The organism is Microbacterium sp. GXF0217 (assembly GCF_054798195.1).
Window position 1 is genome coordinate 296,162 of record NZ_JBSJZG010000004.1, and the last position, 16,881, is coordinate 313,042.

The window sequence follows — 16,881 nt, forward strand, 5'->3', positions numbered from 1 at the left end:
GGGGTGGGGAAGGGCTCTGGGGAGGGTCCTGGGAGAGGGACTCATGGTCGTACAAGGAATTCGGGCTGCGGATGCCGAGGAGCTCCGCTGGCTGCGCACGGGGTGGCTGCGGCATGCGCGCGAACGCACCTCGATCTACTCGGTGGTCACGGCGGGCGTCGCCCTGCTGTTCGCGTCGCTGGGGGCGTTGGAGCTCTTCGAGACCGACATCACCACGTTCGAGGTCTGGCTGTCGATCGGCATCCTGGTCGCCGGTCTCGGTGTCGCGGCGGCCGTCGTGTTCAGAGGGATGGAGCTTCCGAGGTGGCTGGGCATCGCGCTGGTCGCCCTGCACGCGGCGGTGTCCGTCTACTACCTCGGTTTCTCGGACGAGCGGCAGAACGCCGTCGCCGCGCTGCAGGAACTGCCGATCATGGCGATGTACTTCTCCTGGTTCTACGGCGCCAGGATCGCCCGCACCGGCGAGCTGATCATCGTGATCGCGGTGGGCGCTGCAGCGATCTCTGGTCCGTTCACCGGCGAGGTCGGCGGCCCTCCTGGTCCGCTGGGGCCCGCGAACCTCATCGGGGCGGCGCTGTTCACCGGTCTCTGCCTGGAGGCGGGTCTCTACGTCCGTCACCGCATCCTGCTCGAGGCGCACACCGACGAGCTGACCGGGGTGCTCAACCGCCGCGGGTTCGTCGGCAAGTCGCAGATGGAGTTCCGTCGCGCCGCACGGCACGCGCGGCCCCTGGCGATCGCCGTGCTCGACCTCGACAAGTTCAAGGAGATCAACGACGAGGCGGGGCACGCCGCGGGCGACGATGTGCTGCGGGTGCTGACAGCGCAGTGGATGTCGTTGTCGCGCACCACCGACATCGTCGGGCGTCTCGGCGGCGACGAGTTCGCCATGCTCCTGCCGGAGACAGAGGCCGATCAGGCCAAGGAGGTCATGCGCCGGCTGCGCGACTTCGCGCCGCATCCGTGGTCGTGGGGCGTCACTGACGTCCGCCCGGACGACACCTTCGAGAGCGCCATGGCCCGGGCCGACCGGGCCATGTACGACGACAAGCGCCGCTGACACGACCTCGCGACGCGGCGTCTACTGCTCGCCGACGAGTTCGCCGCGGATGCGACGGAGATCCTCCAGCAGCGATCCGATGAGGATCCAGTGCGCGGATGCCGGTGGCGCCACCTCGAGCGGCGCGGTCAGTGCGGGGATGGCCGAGGTCAGCGCCTCGGGCTCCGGTGCGACATCGGCGATCTGCACGGCGAGCCGCACGTCGTGACCGGCACGACGCAGCTGTTCGGCGATCGCATGGACGGTCGGTTCGTCGCCGAGCGAATCGTCGTAGTGGTCGAAGTACGCCCTGGTCATCCCGATCACCTGCGTCACGATGGGCGTCAGCCTGGTGAGCAGCGCGCGCATCTCGCGCAGCTCGTCGCGGTGCGAGGAGCGCCGCGGATTGAGTGTCAGTGATTCCTCGCCGGAGGCGATGGATGCTTCGGCCGATGCCTGCATGGGGCGCAGCAGGCGCGCCTGGAGCATGAGCTCCTGCAGCTGCGCCGTCGTCCTGGCCGAGGGCAGGCTCTCGGCCAGTCGGTCAAGGCTCGCTGCGAGCTCGGCGCCGAGCAGGCCGAGGTCGCGCCGCGCGGGGGCGACGAGCACCGGCGGGACGATGAGCACATTCACGACGATGCCGATCGCGACGCCGATCAGGGTCTCGACGATCCGGTCCACGGCGTACTCGGGGCTGTCCGAGCCGAGCGCGAGCACGAGCATCGCCGAGATCGCGACCTGGTTTCCCGTCCCCGGTGTCGCCCTGAACACCCAGGCGACGAGCATCGCGACGACGATGGCGAGCAGCACCACCCAGCTCTGCGGACCCAGCAGCAGACTGAGTCCGACCGCGATGAGCACGCCGGCGATCACGCCGATGCTGCGCTCGAGGGCCTTGGCGAGCGACTGGTTCACGCTCGGCTGCACGACCAGCAGAGCGGCGATGGCCGCGAACACCGGAAGCGGACCGGGGATCAGCCACCCCGCGATGAGCCAGGCCGAGATCGTCGCGACCGCGGACTTCACGACCTGCAGCAGAGGTCCGCGCTTCGCGCTGCGCACTGCCGCTGTCATCCGCATGATTCCACGCTAGTCCGCGCGCGCTTCGACAACCGGAAGTGAGGTGAGCCTAAGTCTCTGCTAAATTAGGCGAGGCTTACCAAAGCATTCGCTCGGCAGAACGCGACCGAGCAGACACCCCGAACCCCGACCCGAAAGGGATTCCGTGCGCACCTCTCGTCTTATCGGCCTCGGCGCCGCCGCAGTGCTGGCCATCGGCCTGGCCGCCTGCTCGTCGTCCGCCCCCACCAGCACCGACTCCGGCTCGGACGCCGCCGACTCGGACGGCGTCTTCCCCGTCACGATCGAGCACGTCTACGGCGAGACCACCATCACGGAAAAGCCCGAGCGCGTCGCGACCGTCGCGTGGGCCAACCACGAGGTTCCGCTCGCCCTCGGCATCGTGCCGGTCGGCATGAGCAAGGCCACCTGGGGCGATGACGATGACAACGGCATCCTGCCCTGGGTCGAGGACAAGCTCGAGGAGCTGGATGCCGAGGAGCCGGTGCTCTTCGACGAGACCGACGGTATCGACTACGAGGCCGTGGCCGACACGAAGCCCGACGTGATCCTCGCCGCGTACTCCGGCCTCACGCAGGAGCAGTACGACACGCTCTCCAAGATCGCGCCCGTCGTCGCTCAGCCCGGCGTCGCCTGGGGCACCTCGGTCGCGGACATGGTGACGATGAACGCCACGGCCCTGGGCCTTGCCGAAGAGGGCGAAGCGCTCAACGCCGACCTGCAGGCGCAGACGGATGCCGCACTCGAGGCGCATCCGGCGCTCAAGGACGCGAAGCTTCTGTTCGCCTACCTGGACCCCAGCGACCTCAGCCAGATCGGCTATTACACCGCGGCCGACACGCGCCCCGGATTCCTGCACGCGAACGGGCTGCCGCTGCCGTCCATCGTCGAGGAGAACGCCGACAGCACCGAGTTCTACCTGACGACGAGCGCCGAGAACGCCGAGGCGCTCGCCGACGTCGACGTCTTCGTCTCGTATGGCGACGAGTCGACCATTCCCGCACTGCAGGCCGACCCGCTGCTGTCGAAGATCCCGGCGATCGCCGCCGGCCAGATCGCCGTCCTCGGCGACGCGACCCCGCTGGCGGCCTCCGCCAACCCGTCGCCGCTGTCCATCCCGTGGGGAATCGACGAGTACTTCGCGCTCCTCGAGGCTCCGCTCGTCTCCGAGTGATTCGCCCCGAGTGACCTCAGCAGCCATCACCGCACCGCCGGGCGCCGCCGATCTGCGGCGCCCGGCGGCGGTGCGCGTGCTCTGGGTGCTCGCCGGGCTCGGCGTGATCGTCGTGCTCAGCATCCTGTCGCTCTCGTTCGGCGTCAAAGCCGTGACGATCGACGACATCGCCGCCGCGTTCGCGGGTCACGACGACACGATCGCCCAGGCGGCGGTCATCAAGCGGATGCCGCGCACGGTGCTCGCGATCCTCGTGGGCGCCGCCCTCGCACTGTCCGGCGCAACCATGCAGGCGGTCACCCGCAACCCCATCGCCGACCCCGGCATCCTGGGCGTCACGACCGGAGCGTCGCTCGCCGTCGTGATCGGCATCGCGTTCCTGGGTCTTGCCGATGCGACCGGAACCCTCTTCGTGGCGATCCTCGGCGCGGCCGTCGCCGCGACGTTCGTGTACACGGTCGGGTCTCTCGGCCGCGGCGGAGCGACTCCCCTCAAACTCGCGCTCGCGGGAGCCGCGACGTCGGCGGCATTCGCGTCGCTGATCAGCGCCATCATGCTGCCCCGCGTCGATCTGCTGCAGTCCTTCCAGTCCTGGCAGGTCGGCGGTGTGGGAGGCGCTGAGTGGCCGCGGATCGCGATCACCGCGCCCGTGCTGGCGATCGGCGCGATCATCTGCTTCGCCTCCGCTCGGGGCATGAACTCGCTGGCCCTCGGCGATGACATGGCCAAGGGTCTCGGCGAGCACGTCTTCCGCACCCGGCTCCTCTCGGCGATCGGCGCCGTGGTCCTCGCGGGCGCCGCGACGGCCGTGGCCGGCCCGATCGGCTTCGTCGGCCTCGTCATCCCGCACTTCTGCCGGATGCTGCTCGGCACCGACCATCGCTGGCTGCTGCCGTTCTCGGCCATCGCCGGAGCCGTGCTGCTGCTCGCCAGCGACATCATCGGTCGCGTGATCGCCCCCTCGGGCGAGGAGATCCAGGTCGGCATCATCACCGCACTCGTCGGCGCACCGTTCTTCATCTGGATCGTCCGCCGCCAGAAGGTGCGCGAGCTGTGAGCGTCATGGACATCAAGCAACTCCCACAGGTCCCTGAGCCCGTCGCAGGGCGCCCGGACGTCGCCGCTGTCATCGCCGGTCGCCGCGGGCGTCACCGCCGCCACGCGATCGCCGTGATCGTGCTCGGCGTCGCGGTCTTCGTGCTCGCCGCGGTCGCCCTCATGGTCGGCGACACGTTCTACACGCCGAGCGAGGTCATCCGCGTCATGTTCGGCGAGACCGTTCCCGGTGCATCGTTCACGGTCGGCGAGCTCCGGCTGCCGAGGACCGCGCTCGCGATCCTCGCCGGTGCCGCCTTCGGCATCGCGGGCGTCTCGTTCCAGACCCTGCTGCGCAACCCGCTGGCCTCGCCGGACATCATCGGCATCACGGAGGGCGCCAGCGTCGCGGCCGTCATCGGCATCATCGTGCTGTCGCTCGACGGCCCCGTCGTCTCGGCCATGGCGCTCGCCGGGGCGCTCATCACCGCCCTGGCGATCTACCTGCTCTCGAACAAGGGCGGCTTCGCCGGCACGCGACTGATCCTCATCGGAATCGGCGTCGCTGCCATGCTGCAGAGCGTGATCTCGTACCTGCTGTCCCGGGCGGCGCAGTGGGATATCCAGACGGCCATGCAGTGGATGACCGGCAGCCTGAACAACGCCTCCTGGGAGCGCGTGACGCCGCTCGCGATCGCGAGCCTCGTCATCCTGCCGCTCCTGTTCTCGCAGGCGCGATCGCTCGGGATGCTGCGCCTCGGCGACGATTCGGCTGCCGGCCTCGGCGTGCGGGTGACCGGCACGCGGCTGCTGTTCATCGTCGGCGCCGTCGCGCTGCTCGCCTTCGCCACTGCCGCGACCGGGCCCATCGCGTTCGTCGCGTTCATGGCGGGGCCCATCGCCTCCCGCATCACGGGCCCCGGCGCGAACCTGCTGCTGCCCTCCGCGCTGATCGGTGCACTTCTCGTGCTGGCCGGCGACCTGATCGGCCAGTTCCTGCTGCCCGGTCGCTACCCGGTCGGTGTCGTCACCGGCATCCTCGGCGCTCCGTATCTCATCTACCTGCTCATCCGCACCAACAGACAGGGGGCATCGCTGTGACCGATTCCCACCAGCTCAGCGCCGAGGGCGTCACCCTCGCGTACGGCGACCGCACCATCATCGACGGCCTCGATCTGTCGATCGCGCCGGGGAAGATCACGACGATCGTCGGCGCCAACGGATGCGGCAAGTCGACGCTGCTGCGCTCCCTCGCGCGGCTGCTGTCGCCCAGCGCGGGGCAAGTCGTGCTGGACGGCAAGTCGGTGCACGCTCGACCGACCAAGGAGGTCGCTCGCATCCTCGGCCTGCTGCCGCAGTCGCCTGTGGCACCGGAGGGCATCGCCGTCGCCGACCTGGTCGGCCGCGGACGGCATCCGCACCAGAAGGTGCTCGCGCGCTGGAGCGCGCGCGACTACGAAGCGGTCGCCGACGCGCTTGCCGCGACCGAGACGACCGAGCTCGCCGACCGCAGCGTCGACGAGCTCTCCGGCGGTCAGCGCCAGCGCGTCTGGATCGCGATGGCGCTCGCGCAGGAGACCGACATCCTGCTGCTGGACGAGCCGACGACGTTCCTCGACGTCGCCCACCAGGTGGAGGTGCTGGACCTGCTCACCGACCTCAGCGTCTCGCGCGGAACCACAATCGTCATGGTGCTGCACGACCTCAATCTCGCTGCCCGCTACTCCGACGAACTCGTCGCGATGAAGAGCGGGCGCGTGCATGCCACCGGAACCCCGACCGAGGTCGTCACCAGCGCCCTCGTCGAGTCCGTGTTCGGCATGGCCAATCAGATCACCACCGACCCGGTTTCCGGAAAGCCGATGGTCACGCCAATCGGGAGGCACCATGTCCGCTGAGACGACCACCAAGCAGAAGCCCTCGTACGTCCTCGGGCGCGCCGAGGTGCGCTCGGTCGAACGGGTGTCGCCGAACTTCGTGCGGATCACGTTCGGCGGCGCGGAGATCGCCGACTTCGGCACCCCGGGCGACGTCTTCGACGCGCGCATCAAGCTGATCTTCCCGCCGGCCTCCGGCATCCTGCCTCCGCTCGATCGCGAGACCGACGACTGGTGGGGCGCCTACCTCGCTGTGCCGGAGGAGGAGAGGGGCTCGATGCGCACCTACTCCGTCCGGGAGCTGCGGGTGTCGGATGCCGGTGACACCGAGGTCGTCATCGACTTCGTCCTTCATCTGGCGCCGGGGCTCACCGGCCCTGCATCGCTGTGGGCGAGCTCGGCCGAGCCGGGCAAAGAGCTGTTCCTCATCGGACCGCGACGCGGCCGTGAGGATCGCGGCGGCATCGAATACGCACCGGGGGGCGCGTCTTCGGTGCTGCTCGCGGGGGATGAGACGGCGGCGCCGGCCATCGCCCGCATCCTCGAGGACGCACCGCGGGATCTCCGCGGTCACGCGTTCATCGAGGTTCCGGTCGCCGAGGACATCCTCCGGATCGACGCGCCGTCGGGGGTCGAGGTGCACTGGCTGCCGCGTGGGGACGCGAACCACGGCCTGCGTCTGATCCCGACGGTGCTGGACTATCTGGGGGATGCCTCGGCGGACGAGATCGTCGTCACCGACATCGATGGCGAGGATCTCGTGTGGGAGACGCCGGTGTACTCGGGGACGGGGGAGGCCTTCGAGAGCACCGGCGCTTCCGCCGACCGCTACTTCTGGATCGCCGGCGAGAGCGGCGTCGTCACGACGCTGCGCCGTCACCTCGTGAAGGACCTCGGGATCGATCGGTCGCAGGTGGCGTTCATGGGGTACTGGCGTCGCGGCGTCGCGATGCGCGGCTGAGGGGGTGCGGGGCGGGCGCGGGCTGCGTGCCGGCGCCGTCAGGGGCAGGGCCGAGTCGAACACGTTCTCGGCCGTCGCCGCGGGTACAGCTGCACGACCCGGGCACGCCTGCACGGCCGAACCGGTGAATCGGTCGTGCAGCTGTTCCCGGGTCGTGCATCTGTTCCGCTGGATCGCGCGTGACCGACGGATGCGCTTGATTCTGCGGGTCGGCGACGTCGGCGGGGCATGGTTCTATGGAGACATGGACGAAGGGAAGCGGATGCTGCAGGAGACCCGGGCGATCTGGGCCACCGCCATCAGCTTCCTGGTCGGCACGGTGATCGGCACGATCGCGCTGTGGGGGAATCCGCGGCCGATCGCCGGGGACGGTTCCGTCGGCATCCCCGCGGCCGTGATCGCCGGCGTGATCGCCGCCGCATCGTTCGTCGCCAGCACGTTCCTGCACCGGCGCGGCGAGACCCGGCCGATGCCGCGCTGGCAGGCCGCGGTCTCCGATGCCTCTGCGGTCGCGCTGACGATCGCCTTCGCCGGCGTCACGGCGCTCGGCGTGCTGCTCGCCGGTGAGATCCTGGGCGTCGGCCTGCAGGGGCTCGAGCTGCCGGCGATCGGCGGCGGCATCCTCACCGGAGTCGCCTCGGCGGTCGGCGGGCGCCTCGCCTTCGCCGCTGGCGTCGGGCTCGAGACGGGCGACCTCGCCGGACTGCTGTTCAGCTACCTCGTGATCGGCACGGTGTTCGCGATGCTGACGGCGGCCGACCCCGACTGGTGGGCGCTGAACTTCTCCCAGCTCGGGATCGGGGCCGGGTCATGGGCGTTCAACGGCACGCTCGTCGTCGCAGGACTGCTCGTCGCGACCGTCGGTGCATACATCGGCCGCGACCTGCACCGGATCCTCGGCGACGGCCGGTTCCGGCAGATCCTCTGGGTCGTGGCGCTGTGGGCCGGCGCTGGCATCGCGCTGGCCTGCGTCGGGATCTTCCCGATCCACCGCATCGTCCTGGCGCACAACATCGCCGCCTTCGCGACGCTCGCCCTGTTCCTCGCGGCGGCCGTCGTGACGACGATCGCGATGCCGGGTCCGCCCAAGCCGCTCGTGTTCACCACGATCGTGGTCGGGGTGCTGCTCGTCATCGCCTTCCTCCTGTGCGATCCGCTGCAGGTGTACTCGCTCACGGTGCTCGAGGTGATCGCCGTCGGTCTCGGCCTTCTCTGGATGACCACGCTCGTGCGCATCCTCGCCGTGCTGTCGCCCGTGCAGTCGCGCCCGTCCGCGCGCCCGACGCTGCGCGCACGCTGAGGCGCGAACCCCAGCATCCATGGCCGTCCGGCCTCGGCCGAGATCAGGAGACCGAGCCGAGATCAGGAGAACTCCGGCCAGAATCTCCTGATCCGGGGCGATCGTCCTGATCTCAGCGCCGGGATTCGCCTCACTTGGCCAGGAAAGCGCTCAGCGCCGCATTGACCTCGTCGGCGTGCGTCCAGAGCAGTCCGTGCGGTGCGCCGTCGACCTCGACGTAATCGGCCGCCGGCACCGCCTGGTGGAACCGACGGGCAGTGGCGTCGATCGGAAGGATGTTGTCCTTCGTGCCGTGCAGGATCAGAGTGGGCTTGTCGGTATCGCGGACTGCGTCGACGTCCGCACGGAAGTCCTCGATCCAGGCCGCCACCACCGCGTAGGCCGCGACGGGAGCACTCGTGACCGAGAGGTTCCAGTTGGCGGTGACGACCTCCTGGCTGATGCGCGCGCCGAGGTTCTCGTCGAGGTTGTAGAAGTCGTTGTAGAACTGCGTGAACCACGCATACCGGTCGCCCCTGGCCGCGGCGGCGATGCCGTCGAAGACCTCCTGCGGCACACCCTCCGGGTTGTCGTCGCGGGCGACGAGGAACGGCTCGAGCGAGGCGAGGAACGCGAGCTTCGCGACGCGCTCGTGGCCGTAGCGCGACACATAGCGTGCCAGTTCTCCCGTGCCCATCGAGAAGCCGACGAGCACGACCTCGCGCAGATCGAGGGTCTCGAGGACCGTGTTCAGATCGGCGGCGAAGGTGTCGTAGTCGTATCCGGTGCCGACCTTGGACGACTGCCCGAAGCCGCGGCGGTCGTAGGTGATGACGCGGTAGCCCGAAGCGAGCAGTTCACGCGTCTGCCGCTCCCAGCTGTGGCCGTTGAGGGGGTAGCCGTGGATGAGCACGACGGGCTGTCCCTGGCCCTGGTCCTCGTAGTACAGCTCGATCGGCGTGCTGTTCTCCTGGCCGACGGTGATGTAGCCCATGATGTCTCCTCTGTCCGGGTGAGAACGATCGTTCTCGCTGATGACTCCGACACTAGAGAACGAGCGTTCTCATGTCAAGTACACTGATCGCATGGACGAGAGCGAGGCGCGTGAGCGCATCCTTGCCGCCGCGGAGGAGCGCTACTACCGCAAGGGCTACGCCGCGGTCGGGATGGATGAGCTGCGCGCGGCGGCCGGCGTGTCGTTGCGACGTCTGTACGCGCTGTATCCGTCGAAGGACCAGATCGTGTCCGCGGTGCTGGAGCGCAAGCACGCCCAATGGGACGCGGCGCTGGCCGGCGCGGTGGCGACTGCCGGTGCCGACCCGCGCGATCGGCTGCTCGCGGTCTACGGCTATCTCGAGGACTGGTTCTGCACCGACGGCTTCCGCGGGTGCGCGTTCATCAACGCGTTCGGCGAGCTCGGCGGCACCCACCCAGAGGTCGCCCGGATCGTCCGCGAGCACAAGGCCTCGTTCCAGCGCTCGATGGCAGAGCTCGTCGAGGATGCCGGTGGCACGACGGCGCTCGCGGCGCAGCTGTCCATCCTCGCGGAGGGCGCGCAGAGCACGGCGGCGATCTCCGGCGATCCGCAGGCGGCCGTCCAGGCCAGGGACGCCGCGGAGGTGCTCATCTCGGCGGCGCTCGGCTGACACGCCGGGCGGTCGCGTCGGCAGGAGGGGTGGCCCTCGGCATCCGGCCCTGACAGGATCGGAGGACTCGCCGCACGACGGAAGGGACGACGATGTCCGACCAGGTGTTCATCTTCATCGCGCTGGGGCTGTACTTCGCGGCCATGCTGATCATCGGCTACGTGGCGTTCAAACGCACGACCGATCACGAGGACTACATGCTGGGCGGCAGGAACCTGCCGCCGTGGGTGGCTGCGCTCAGCGCCGGGGCATCCGACATGTCCGGCTGGCTCGTCATGGGGTTGCCCGGCGCGATCTACCTCTCCGGTCTGATCGAGGCGTGGATCGCGATCGGTCTGACGATCGGCGCGTATCTGAACTGGCTTCTCGTGGCGCCGCGGCTGCGAGCCTACACGCAGGTCTCGCGCAACTCGATCACGGTGCCGAGCTTCTTCGAGAACCGGCTGCGCGACTCGTCGCGGCTGCTGCGGATCCTCGCCGGTGTGGTCATCCTGGTGTTCTTCACCCTCTACATCTCGTCCGGGATGGTCGCGGGCGGCGTGTTCTTCGAGAGCTCCTTCAACTCCGACTATCTGCTCGGGATGGCGCTCGTGGCCGGTGTCACGCTGCTGTACACGCTGTTCGGCGGCTTCCTCGGCGCATCCTTCACCGATGTCGTCCAAGGGCTGATGATGCTGATCGCCCTGATCGTCGTCCCGGTGGCGGCGGTCGTGGCGGTCGGCGGCTTCGGCGAGGTCGGCGCCTACGTGCAGGAGCTCGCGCCCGACCACATGTCGTTCCTCGGCGGCACAGCGCTGACCGGCGGAACGCTGCTCGCCATCATCTCTTCGCTGGCGTGGGGGCTCGGCTACTTCGGCCAGCCCCACATCATCGTGCGGTTCATGGCGCTGCGCAGTCCTCGTGAGGCCAAGAGCGCGCGTCGCATCGGCATGACCTGGATGGTCATCTCGCTGGTCGGAGCCGTGTTCTCGGGATTCGTGGGCATCGCCTACATGGCGTCGCAGGGCATCGACCTGGCGAACCCGGAGACCGTGGTTCTGGTGATGTCGCAGACGCTGCTGCATCCCTTCGTCGCCGGCCTCGTGCTGGCTGCCGTCCTCGCAGCGATCATGTCGACGATCTCGAGCCAGCTGATCGTGTGCTCGTCGGCGCTGGTCGAAGACCTCTACAAAGTGATGCGCAAGACGCCGCCGGACGGGAAGCGCATGGTGCTGCTCGGGCGCATCGCCGTGCTCGCTGTCGCGATCATCGCGGCGGTCCTCGCGCTCGTCCCCGACGACACCATCCTCGGGCTGGTGTCGTTCGCCTGGGCCGGGTTCGGTGCGGCGTTCGGGCCGCTGATCCTGCTGAGCCTGTTCTGGCGCCGACTGACGAACTGGGGAGCGCTCGCCGGCATGTTCGTCGGTGCGGCAGGCGTGTTCATCTGGGATGCCGTCTGGCCGGAGATGTACGAACTGCTGCCGGCCTTCGTGTGCGCGATGATCGCCGCCGTCGTGGTGAGCCTGCTGACGCACCGCGCGGACTCCGAGCGTCAGCGGGAGATCCTGCAGGAGTTCAGCGACACCGGTGCGCTGCTCCTCGTCAACGGCGTCGGACGGGGTGCGCGGGGCGACCGCATGACGCCCTGAGTCGCGCGTGGCACCCGCACGGAGCGGGGCGTGCCGTGCCAGCGTGCGGACTCTCCGGTCGCACTTCACGTCGTTCGGTTGCGGTTCGGGCTGTTCCGGTCGCACTCCGTGTCGCTTGCGCGCGAGCTTTCCGACACGAAGTGCGACCGGAAGCGCGGTCAGTGCACGAGTGCGCCGCCGCGCGGCGGCAGGTCGCCGTCGCGGCGTTCGATTCCACGGAGGGATGCCGCGACGAACGCCGCGATCTTGCGTGCACCCTCGATGCGGAAGTGGGTGTCGTCGGTCAGCCCGTCCGGCCACGCCGTCGTCTCGCCCGGCGCGTAATGCGAGAGCAGTCGGGCAGACCCCTCGTCGCCGAGATCCTCGTAGAGCCAGGTGGTGAACACCGACAGGTCGATCAGCGGCACATCGAGCTCATGGGCGAGGTCGCGGACGGCGTTGGGGTAGTCGCCGTGCGTCGGTGTGACGCGGTCGCCGTCGAACCAGCGGCGCGCGCAGGACGTGCAGAGCACGGCATCCGCTCCGCGCTCGCGCACGTCGGAGACGAACCGTCGCAGGCGATCCTGGTAGCCGCCGCGAGAGGCGAGCAGCTCAGGTTGCTTCTGATCGTTGTGCCCGAACTGGATGACCACGGTGTCGCCGGGGCGGACATCGGCGATCAGACGCTCCCAGGAGCCGGACTCGATGAACGACTCGGTCGTCGCACCGCCGAACGCGTGGTTGCGGGTGGGGACGCCAGAGGCCTCTTCGAGGAACTGGCCCCACCCGGTCAGCGGAATCTCTTCAGGCTTCATGGGGGCGACGGTCGAGTCGCCGGCGAGGTGATAGGTCACGGATCGAGTCTGGCACGGGAAACGTTTTCTTGCGACCGGGCGGGCACGTCCGTGACCATGAGACTTACTTTGCGAGGTGAGACCGCGTCAGCCTGGATGCGTCTCACGGCGCAGAGCTCTCATGCGGTGAGGTACGACGCCCCACTGGCGCGGCGGGGTGTCGCCGCGCGGAGAGAAATAGGGCATTCGCCCGATGTCCGGCGGGTGCCTTAGAGCGGAGTGTGGAGACATCCCAACCGAGGAGTCACCATGTACGAGCACCCGTCTCTCACGATCACCGCCATGCTCGAGGAGCAGCAGATGCTCAACCGTGCGGTCGAGCGTCGGCGCGCGATTCTCGAACGACTCGAGACGCAGGGTATGCTGCGGCCCAGCTGGTTCGAGCGCATCCGTGCTGCACTGCGACCGGGCACGCGAAAGTCGGCAGTGCGACCTGCCGAGTTCGCGTCGAGCGACAGCGCGGGCCGAACACCCGCACCCGCCCCCGCACGGTGACGAGCACAGCCGCGGTCCTCACCGCGTCCGCCCCGGACGTCCGTGGGCAGTGGCACGATGAAGGCATGTCCCTCGCGACGCTCACGTCGACGATGGTCGGCCGCGACGCCGATCTCGCCGATGTCGTGCGTGCGTTCGAGCGCGCTGACGGCGGCGACCCGACCGCCGTCCTCGTCGAAGGCGAGGCCGGCATCGGCAAGACCCGACTGGTGCGCGAGTTCCAGGCATCCGTCGGCGATCGGGCCGATGTCCACGCCGGGTGGTTCCTCGACCTCGGGGCCGCCCGCACGCCCTTCGGCCCGCTGATCGGCATCCTGCGCTCGCTCGTGTCGGTCCTCGGGCCCGACGACGCGCTGGCCGCGGTCGGCGCGGGCGGCGAGGCGCTGCGCATGCTGCTGCCCGAGCTCTCGACAGAGGCGGTGCGGCGCGAGCGCACCAGCCCAGAAGCGCTGCGCGACGCGATCGCCACGCTGATCGAAGCCGCGGCGATGCGCCGTCCGCAGATCATCCTCGTCGAGGATCTGCACTGGGCGGACGACTCCACTCTGGCGCTGCTGTCGTTCCTGCTGCGCACCCTCGAGCGCGGTCGTGTCTTGATCCTGCTGACCTGCCGCTCCGAGGACGTCCGGCGCGGAGACGCCACCAGCCGCTTCATCGCGGACGTACGGCGGGCCCGGCTGGTCGAACGGATCGTGCTCGACCGATTGGATGCCCAGGCCACCCGCTCCCTCGCTGAGCAGCTCTCAGGGCGACCGCTGAGCGATGCGGCACTGGAGCGCATGCACGAGCGCGCCGAGGGAGTGCCGTTCTTCATCGAAGAGCTCGCGTGCTGCGCGAACGAGCCTCTCCCGGAGAGCCTCAGCGGTCTGCTGCTCACCCGTTTCGACCGGCTCGCGGATGACGCCAGGACCGTCGTGCGCATCGCCGCTGGAGCAGAGCGGGCGCTGTCGCATCCGCTGCTCGCACGGCTGACCGGATTCGACGACGAGCGCCTCGACGCGGCGATTCGAGAGGCCGCCGTGAGCGGCATCCTGGTGATCGACGACGAGCACTACCGCTTCCGTCATGCTCTGCTGCGCGAAGCGGTGCACGACGATCTGCTGCCCGGCGAGCGCGCGCGGCTGCATCGCTCATACGCCGAGGCGCTCGAAGAGCACGGGTCAGGCAACCACGCTTCGCTCGCGTACCACTGGCGCCTCGCGCAGGATCGCCGGCGCGCGCTCGCGTCGGCCGTGGCGGCGATGCGGCAGGCCAAGTCCGGTTATGCGTTCGCCAGCGCCGCCCGGTTCGGCGAGCTGGTGCTGGAACTCTGGGAGCAGGTCCCGGATGCCGAGGACGCGGCGGGCGTCGACCGCATCGCTCTGCTCATCACGCTCGGGTCGGTCCTGCGCAATGCGGGCGATGACGAGCGGGCACTCGCCGTCGTTCAGCTCGGCCTGGACGAACTCGATGAGCAGTCCGTCGATCCCGTGCAGCACGTCCGCCTCGTGCGCGACCGGTCTCAGTACCTCTCGAACCTCGGACGCCCAGGGCCCAGGGCCGGGTACGAGCGCGCCTTCGCGCTGCTCGATGAGCACGGGATCGACGACGGCCATCTGCGCGCCACGGTGCTCAACGGGCTGGCGAGCCGGCACATGCTCGCGGGAAGGGTGGTCTCGTCGGTCATCGCGGCGACCGCCGCGGAGCGTGCGGCGACATCGGCAGCCGATGAGAGCGAGCGTTCGATCGCGCTGAACCTGCGCGCCTGCTCTCTCATGCTGCTCGGCGAATTGGAGTTCGGCCAGCAGGCGTTCGATGAGGCCGAGCAGCTCGCACAGGACGGGCGGGCGGGAGTGCAGTTCCGCGTCAACTACTCGGACTCGCTGACGCTGCGCGGGCACTATCGCGCGGCACTGCGCGTGGCCGAGGAGGGGCTCGAGCGCGTGCGGAAGCTCGGAGTCCTGCGCAGCTCGGGCGGTGCTCTCACGCAGAACATGATCGAACCGCTGATCGCGCTCGGCGAGATCGATCAGGTGGAGGGTCTGCTCGCGACGGTGCCGGATCGTCACATCGTGCAGCGCTCGGGGCTGTATCTGTCGACGTCGCGCATCCGCGCGCTGGCTTGGCGGGGGCGGGTCGATGACGGCGATCAGGTGTGGGCGGAGTGGATGCCGGCGCTGCTGCGGACCGCGCCGATGGAACGGCAGGTCTGGTACTACGCGATCGAGGCGGACTTCGCCCTGGCGATCGCCCGCGGCGACTGGTCCGGCGCCCTCGGCGTGATCGACCGGATGACCGCTGACGAGGGGCCCGCGCTGGCGAACCAGCGCCGGCTGCTGCTCGAGGGAGCCTGGGCCGTCGCCGAGGCGCGAGCCGCCGGGGTTCGGTCGGATGCCGCAGCCGCGGCGATCCACGACGCTTGGGCGACGCAGCCAGAGTCGCTGCAGGATGCCGCCTGGGCGGAGGTCCTGCATGCTCTCCTCGGCGGCGAGCGGTCCGCGCTCGAGCAGGCCATGGTCGCCGGCGATGCCGACGACATGCCTGCCGTCGTGCGGGTGGCTGTCCGTCTGGAGCTGGCCCGTGCCCTGCTCGCGGATGGCGATCGCGCGGGCGCGACCGTTCTGCTCGACGACGCAGCGCGCATCGCCGCGGAGATCGGCCACGATCGGTTGCAGCGCTCCGTGGCGGAGCTGAGCGCAAGGACCGGCACGCACGCGGCGGCCGCCCAGGGCTCCGAACTGACGGCCCGAGAGCGCCAGGTGCTCGAACTCGTCGCGGAAGGGCTCAGCAACCGTCAGATCGGCGAACGCCTGTTCATCAGCACGAAGACGGCCAGCGTGCATGTGTCGGCGATCCTCCGCAAACTGGGCGTCGCGACGCGCACCGAGGCGGCGCTGGTGCTCGCCCGCCGCTGAGCCTCCGCTCACGGGGTAACCGACGGAGCCGTCCCGGGCTTGGCTCGCCCGCTTCGATAGGTTAGGCTCTCCTAACGTGAATGCACCCGATCCTCACGCTCCCGCCAGCGCCCTGCGCGGCGCGAACCTGGCACTCGGGTACCGCAAGGATCGTGTCGTCCACGACGTGTCGCTGCAACTGCGCCCTGGCGCCGTCACTGCGCTCATCGGCCCGAACGGCAGCGGCAAGTCCACGGTGCTGCGTTCGCTGGCGCGGCTGCACCCGATCGACGCGGGCAGCGTGCACGTCGGAGACGCCGAGTCGCGCACGCTCAACGCCCGGGAGTTCGCGCGGACCGTCGCCATGCTGTCGCAGTCGCGACCGCATCCGTCCGGCTTGGAGATCCGCGACGTCGTCGCGTTCGGACGCCACCCGCACCGCGGCCGGTTCTCGGGCGTGAGCGATGCCGACCGCGCGGCCATCGACCGAGCGCTGGCTCTCACCGGGCTCACGGAGATGGCGCACCGCGCTGTCGACGAACTCTCCGGCGGTGAGCTGCAGCGCGTGTGGCTGGCCACCTGCCTCGCCCAGGACACCGGCATCCTTCTCCTGGACGAGCCGACGAATCATCTCGACCTGCGCTACCAGATCGAGACGCTCGAACTCGTGCGCGACCTCGCCGACCGCGGCACCGCGCTCGGCGTCGTGCTGCACGATCTCGACCACGCGGCATCCGTCGCCGACGAGGTCGTCCTCGTGAACCACGGCCGCGTCCACGCGGCCGGATCCCCTGAACACGTGCTCACTTCCGACAACCTCTCCGAGGTCTACGGACTGCGCATCGACACCGTCGTCGACGCCGAGACAGGCCACGTCCGCGTGTACCCGCGCGGGCGTCACCAAGAGCGGCGCCGCTCGGCATCGGATGCCCTGGCCGCCGCCTCGACGATCTGAACAGAG

General features: G+C 69.6%; 15 protein-coding genes. 12 read left to right on the forward strand and 3 right to left on the reverse strand.

Annotated elements, in window-relative coordinates:
• Positions 1 to 43: 43 nt before the first annotated feature.
• Complete coding sequence (locus ACWAT3_RS10605; protein WP_460798255.1) at positions 44 to 1,060, forward strand: GGDEF domain-containing protein; 1,017 nt, start codon at positions 44 to 46, stop codon at positions 1,058 to 1,060.
• 21 nt (positions 1,061 to 1,081) lie between these two features.
• Here ACWAT3_RS10605 and ACWAT3_RS10610 read toward each other — a convergent pair whose 3' ends face one another.
• Positions 1,082 to 2,119: an FUSC family protein gene (locus ACWAT3_RS10610; RefSeq protein ID WP_460798257.1), complete on the reverse strand. Its 1,038-nt coding sequence runs from the start codon at positions 2,117 to 2,119 to the stop codon at positions 1,082 to 1,084.
• 145 nt (positions 2,120 to 2,264) lie between these two features.
• Here ACWAT3_RS10610 and ACWAT3_RS10615 point away from each other — a divergent pair, with 145 nt between their 5' ends.
• The 6 genes from ACWAT3_RS10615 (at position 2,265) to ACWAT3_RS10640 (ending at position 8,466) form a co-directional block, all read left to right on the forward strand.
• A complete protein-coding gene (locus tag ACWAT3_RS10615) occupies positions 2,265 to 3,293 on the forward strand; it encodes an iron-siderophore ABC transporter substrate-binding protein (protein WP_460798258.1) in 1,029 nt (342 codons plus the stop codon).
• Positions 3,294 to 3,303: 10 nt separating this feature from the next.
• Complete coding sequence (locus ACWAT3_RS10620) at positions 3,304 to 4,350, forward strand: FecCD family ABC transporter permease (RefSeq protein ID WP_460798260.1); 1,047 nt, start codon at positions 3,304 to 3,306, stop codon at positions 4,348 to 4,350.
• A 5-nt stretch (positions 4,351 to 4,355) separates the two neighbouring features.
• Entirely contained in the window at positions 4,356 to 5,429 is a 1,074-nt protein-coding gene (locus tag ACWAT3_RS10625) for a FecCD family ABC transporter permease (protein ID WP_460798576.1), read from the forward strand.
• Positions 5,426 to 6,226, forward strand: a complete 801-nt coding sequence (locus tag ACWAT3_RS10630) for an ABC transporter ATP-binding protein (RefSeq protein ID WP_460798261.1) — start codon at positions 5,426 to 5,428, stop codon at positions 6,224 to 6,226. Before ACWAT3_RS10625 ends, ACWAT3_RS10630 begins: the two co-directional genes overlap by 4 nt.
• Positions 6,216 to 7,166 (forward strand): siderophore-interacting protein, encoded by a 951-nt coding sequence (locus tag ACWAT3_RS10635; RefSeq protein WP_460798263.1) that lies wholly within the window; start codon positions 6,216 to 6,218, stop codon positions 7,164 to 7,166. The genes ACWAT3_RS10630 and ACWAT3_RS10635 overlap by 11 nt, the downstream gene beginning before the upstream one ends.
• 244 nt (positions 7,167 to 7,410) lie before the next feature.
• Complete coding sequence (locus ACWAT3_RS10640) at positions 7,411 to 8,466, forward strand: DUF998 domain-containing protein (protein WP_460798265.1); 1,056 nt, start codon at positions 7,411 to 7,413, stop codon at positions 8,464 to 8,466.
• Between the two features lie 130 nt (positions 8,467 to 8,596).
• Here the strand turns inward: ACWAT3_RS10640 and ACWAT3_RS10645 are convergent, their stop codons facing one another.
• Positions 8,597 to 9,439 carry an alpha/beta fold hydrolase gene (locus ACWAT3_RS10645; RefSeq protein ID WP_460798266.1) on the reverse strand — a complete coding sequence of 281 codons (843 nt, stop codon included), beginning with the start codon at positions 9,437 to 9,439 and terminating at the stop codon, positions 8,597 to 8,599.
• 91 nt (positions 9,440 to 9,530) lie between these two features.
• Here ACWAT3_RS10645 and ACWAT3_RS10650 point away from each other — a divergent pair, with 91 nt between their 5' ends.
• Both ACWAT3_RS10650 and putP read left to right on the forward strand, forming a co-directional pair.
• On the forward strand, positions 9,531 to 10,091 hold the full coding sequence (locus ACWAT3_RS10650) for a TetR/AcrR family transcriptional regulator (RefSeq protein WP_460798268.1): 561 nt from the start codon (positions 9,531 to 9,533) through the stop codon (positions 10,089 to 10,091).
• 92 nt (positions 10,092 to 10,183) lie between these two features.
• The gene (gene putP / locus ACWAT3_RS10655; RefSeq protein ID WP_460798270.1) at positions 10,184 to 11,719 is read left to right on the forward strand and encodes a sodium/proline symporter PutP; all 1,536 of its coding nucleotides are present in this window, start codon (positions 10,184 to 10,186) and stop codon (positions 11,717 to 11,719) included.
• Between the two features lie 158 nt (positions 11,720 to 11,877).
• Here the strand turns inward: putP and ACWAT3_RS10660 are convergent, their stop codons facing one another.
• Positions 11,878 to 12,552: a rhamnogalacturonan acetylesterase gene (locus tag ACWAT3_RS10660; protein WP_460798272.1), complete on the reverse strand. Its 675-nt coding sequence runs from the start codon at positions 12,550 to 12,552 to the stop codon at positions 11,878 to 11,880.
• Between the two features lie 249 nt (positions 12,553 to 12,801).
• On the opposite strand from ACWAT3_RS10660, the gene ACWAT3_RS10665 reads away from it, so the two are divergent.
• The 3 genes from ACWAT3_RS10665 to ACWAT3_RS10675 all read left to right on the forward strand — a co-directional run bounded on the left by ACWAT3_RS10665 (position 12,802) and on the right by ACWAT3_RS10675 (position 16,875).
• Positions 12,802 to 13,047, forward strand: a complete 246-nt coding sequence (locus ACWAT3_RS10665) for a hypothetical protein (protein ID WP_460798274.1) — start codon at positions 12,802 to 12,804, stop codon at positions 13,045 to 13,047.
• Between the two features lie 65 nt (positions 13,048 to 13,112).
• Positions 13,113 to 15,941, forward strand: coding sequence for an ATP-binding protein (locus ACWAT3_RS10670; protein WP_460798276.1), 2,829 nt, complete (start codon positions 13,113 to 13,115; stop codon positions 15,939 to 15,941).
• Positions 15,942 to 16,017: 76 nt separating this feature from the next.
• Positions 16,018 to 16,875 carry an ABC transporter ATP-binding protein gene (locus ACWAT3_RS10675; protein ID WP_460798278.1) on the forward strand — a complete coding sequence of 286 codons (858 nt, stop codon included), beginning with the start codon at positions 16,018 to 16,020 and terminating at the stop codon, positions 16,873 to 16,875.
• Positions 16,876 to 16,881: the final 6 nt, after the last annotated feature.